This is a genomic window from Streptomyces misionensis, from assembly GCF_007896895.1.
In the GTDB taxonomy this organism is placed as follows: Bacteria; Actinomycetota; Actinomycetes; order Streptomycetales; family Streptomycetaceae; genus Streptomyces; species Streptomyces misionensis_A.
In genome coordinates this window covers 1-3,751 of the sequence record NZ_VOGW01000205.1, presented here as the reverse complement: position 1 = coordinate 3,751, position 3,751 = coordinate 1, and the positions used below count along the sequence as shown (strand labels likewise).

Annotated in this window: 3 protein-coding genes and 1 pseudogene; 3 read left to right on the top strand and 1 reads right to left on the bottom strand. The window is 71.7% G+C overall.

Annotation, left to right across the window (positions count from 1 at the left end):
• Window positions 1–9: 9 nt before the first annotated feature.
• Window positions 10–798, bottom strand: coding sequence for a SigE family RNA polymerase sigma factor (locus tag FRZ03_RS38295; RefSeq protein ID WP_146469774.1), 789 nt, complete (start codon window positions 796–798; stop codon window positions 10–12).
• Window positions 799–1,103: 305 nt separating this feature from the next.
• On the opposite strand from FRZ03_RS38295, the gene afsQ1 reads away from it, so the two are divergent.
• From afsQ1 to FRZ03_RS38280, 3 genes and pseudogenes are all read left to right on the top strand, one after another.
• Entirely contained in the window at window positions 1,104–1,781 is a 678-nt protein-coding gene (afsQ1, locus tag FRZ03_RS38290) for a two-component system response regulator AfsQ1 (protein ID WP_186785832.1), read from the top strand.
• Window positions 1,778–3,361, top strand: a complete 1,584-nt coding sequence (locus tag FRZ03_RS38285; protein WP_146469772.1) for a sensor histidine kinase — start codon at window positions 1,778–1,780, stop codon at window positions 3,359–3,361. Before afsQ1 ends, FRZ03_RS38285 begins: the two co-directional genes overlap by 4 nt.
• Window positions 3,358–3,751, top strand: a pseudogene (locus FRZ03_RS38280) (hypothetical protein); the annotation flags it as partial. The gene FRZ03_RS38285 and the pseudogene FRZ03_RS38280, both read left to right, overlap by 4 nt.

The following is a 3,751-nucleotide window of genomic DNA, read 5'->3' as shown; positions in this document are numbered from 1 at the left end:
CCCCCGCCCTCAGGCGACCAGTTCGCCGAAGGCGTCCTCCTCGTCACGGCCGAAGCTGAGGACCTCGTCCTCGCGCAGCCGGCGCAGCGAGCGCCAGATGCTGGACTTGACCGTGCCGACACTGATGTTGAGTATGTCCGCGATCTCGGGGTCCGTACGGCCCTCGTAGTAGCGCAGGACCAGCATGGTGCGCTGCAACTCGGGCAGCCGGGCCAGCGCCTGCCACAGGACCGCGCGCAGCTCGGTGCCGCGCATCGCGTCCGTCTCGCCGGGCGTCTCCGGCAGTTCCTCGGTCGGGTACTCGTTGAGCTTGCGCCGCCGCCAGGCGCTGATGTGCAGGTTCGTCATCGTGCGCCGGAGGTAGCCGCCGACGGCCGCCTTGTCGCTGATCCGGTCCCATGCCCGGTAGGTCGAGAACAGCGCGCTCTGGAGCAGGTCCTCGGCCTCGAACCGGTCGCCGGTCAGGTGGTAGGCGGTGGCGTACAGGGAGGCGCGGCGCTCCTGGACGTAGGCGGTGAACTCCGCCTCCGTCAGCGAGCGGCGCTCCCCCGGGTCCTCCCGGTACGCGCTTCCCCCGTGCGTCTCCGCCGTCCGCGCGTCGATCACCGTCATGTACGGCTGCTGCGCGCACCCGGCCTGCTGACGCCCGGTGCCGCGAGCGCACCCCCGCGCTCCCCCGCGCTCGAACGTGTTCGCGCGGGAGGGACCTCCCTCGGCACCGGACTTCTCGGAACCCCGGTGCACGTCGTGCAGACGCGTGACCACTGCGCTGGTGCTGATGCTGTGCAGCGTGTTCATCTCGCGCTCCCCGTCGTGGACTTCCGGTGATTCGGTCGTGCTCCGGGCCTCGCCCGGTGGTGTTCCGGGCTCCGCCTGGTCGTGCTCCGGGCTGCTGCGGCCGGTTGGCCGGATCCGGCTCCTCGCCGTGCCCGTGACCAAAAGCCTGCCGCGATCACTTCATCGCCGTGTCTGCCGACTGTCACAGACCTGTCACAAGGCCACGGGCACCGGCCGCGTCACAGGAAGTGCACAGCCTGTGCCGATGGCACGGGCCTGATGAGGACAGGTCGTACGACACCCCGGCCATGGGCCAGAATGGGCGGGTGCCTTCCCTGTTGCTGATCGAGGACGACGACGCCATCCGTACGGCCCTGGAGCTCTCACTGACGCGCCAGGGGCACCGTGTGGCCACCGCTGCCAGTGGTGAGGACGGTCTGAAGCTGCTGCGCGAGCAGCGGCCGGACCTGATCGTGCTGGACGTGATGCTGCCCGGCATCGACGGGTTCGAGGTGTGCCGGCGCATCCGGCGCACCGACCAGTTGCCGATCATTCTGCTGACCGCCCGCAGCGACGACATCGACGTGGTCGTCGGACTCGAGTCCGGCGCCGACGACTATGTGGTCAAGCCGGTCCAGGGGCGGGTGCTGGACGCCCGGATCCGGGCCGTGCTGCGGCGCGGGGAGCGCGAGTCCAGCGATTCGGCGTCCTTCGGCAATCTGGTCATCGACCGTTCGGCGATGACCGTGACGAAGAACGGCGAGGACCTCCAGCTCACCCCGACCGAGCTGCGGCTGCTGCTGGAACTGAGCCGGCGGCCCGGCCAGGCGCTGTCGCGGCAGCAGTTGCTGCGGCTGGTGTGGGAGCACGACTACCTGGGCGACTCCCGCCTGGTGGACGCGTGTGTGCAGCGGCTGCGCGCCAAGGTGGAGGACGTGCCCTCGTCCCCGACCCTGATCCGTACCGTCCGTGGTGTCGGCTACCGCCTGGACGCTCCTCAGTGACCGATACGCAAGGGGGGCTGCGCGGCTGGGCCGCGGGCCGCAAGGGAAGTCTGACGCGGCTCAGGTTCACGAGTCTCAGGCTGCGACTGGTCGTCGTCTTCGGGCTCGTCGCGCTCACCGCCGCGGTGTCCGCGTCGGGCATCGCCTACTGGCTCAACCGCGAGGCGGTGCTCACCCGCGCCCAGGACGCGGTGCTGCGCGACTTCCGGCAGGAGATGCAGAACCGCGCGGGCGCCCTGCCGGCCCACCCCACCCAGGACGAACTCCAGCGCACCGCCGGCCAGATGGCGTCCAGCAGCCAGAGCTTCAGTGTGCTCCTGGTCGGCCAGGACGCGCACGGCAAGACGGTGTACGGCAACTCGGGCGGCATCAACGGCTTCTCGCTGGAGGACGTGCCCAAGTCGCTGCGTACGGCGGTGAACCGGCAGCAGAAGGTCTCCGACGTCAACAAGCAGCCGTACCACCTGTACTGGCAGCGGGTCGTGGACCACGGCACGCCGTTTCTGGTCGCCGGCACGCGGGTGATCGGCGGCGGCCCGACCGGTTACATGGCGAAGACCCTGGAGCCGGAGGCGAAGGATCTCGACTCGCTGGCCTGGTCGTTGGGGATCGCCACCGGGCTCGCGCTGATCGGCGCCGCGCTGCTCGCGCAGGCCGCCGCCACGACCGTGCTCAAGCCGGTGCACCGCCTCGGCGTCGCCGCCCGGCGGCTCGGCGAGGGCAAGCTGGACACCCGGCTGCGGGTCTCCGGGACGGACGAACTCGCCGATCTCTCGCGGACGTTCAACAACGCGGCGGCGGCCCTGGAGAAGCGGGTCGCGGACATGGCCGCGCGGGACGAGGCGTCCCGGCGCTTCGTCGCCGACATGAGCCATGAGCTGCGTACGCCGCTCACCGCCATCACCGCCGTCACCGAGGTGCTGGAGGAGGAGCTGGACTCGGAGGCGGGCGGCATCGACCCGATGATCGAGCCGGCGGTCCGGCTGGTCGTCAGCGAGACGCGGCGCCTGAACATCCTGGTCGAGAACCTGATGGAGGTCACCCGCTTCGACGCGGGCACCGCCCGGCTGGTCCTGGACGACGTCGACGTCGCCGACCAGATCACCGCCTGCATCGACGCCCGCGCCTGGCTGGACGCGGTGGAGCTGGACGCCGATCGCAGCATCCACGCCCGCCTCGATCCGCGCCGCCTGGACGTGATCCTCGCCAACCTGATCGGCAACGCGCTCAAGCACGGCGGCTCGCCGGTACGGGTCTCGGTGCGCGAGGCCTCCGACTCGGTGGTCATCCAGGTCCGCGACCACGGCCCCGGCATCCCCGAAGAGGTCCTCCCGCACGTCTTCGACCGCTTCTACAAGGCCAGCGCCTCCCGCCCCCGCTCCGAGGGCAGCGGCCTCGGCCTCTCCATCGCGATGGAGAACGCCCACATCCACGGCGGCGAGATCACGGCGGCCAACTCGCCCGAGGGCGGCGCGGTGTTCACCCTGCGCCTGCCCCGGGACACCTCGCCGCTGACGGAGGAACCGGCGGAGAGCGACGGCGGCAACGGCGACGACGGCCCGGGCGAGGAGGGATCATGACGCCGGTACGACGCCGGAGCCTGCTGGCCCTCCCCGTGCTGGCCGTCCTGCTCACCGGCTGCGGCATCCGGGCCACCCAGGTGCCGACCGACTTCGGCCCGGCGCCCTCGCGCGTCCCGTGCTCGCTCGCGGGTCCCGACCTGGCGACGCAGACGACGCGGGGCGTCCCGGTCCAGGTGTTCCTCCTGTGCCGGGAGTCCCTGGTCACGGTGGACCGCACGGTACGGGTCCCGGAGGGCACCCCGGACGCCCGCCGCCGGGTGATGGTGGCCCAGGGCCTGCTGAACGAGCTGGCGGCGACCCCCTCCCCGGCGGAGCGCTCGGCGGGCTACACCACGCACGTCCCGGGCGGCCTCACGGTCTCCGGCCCCGCCCCGCACGATCCGGAGG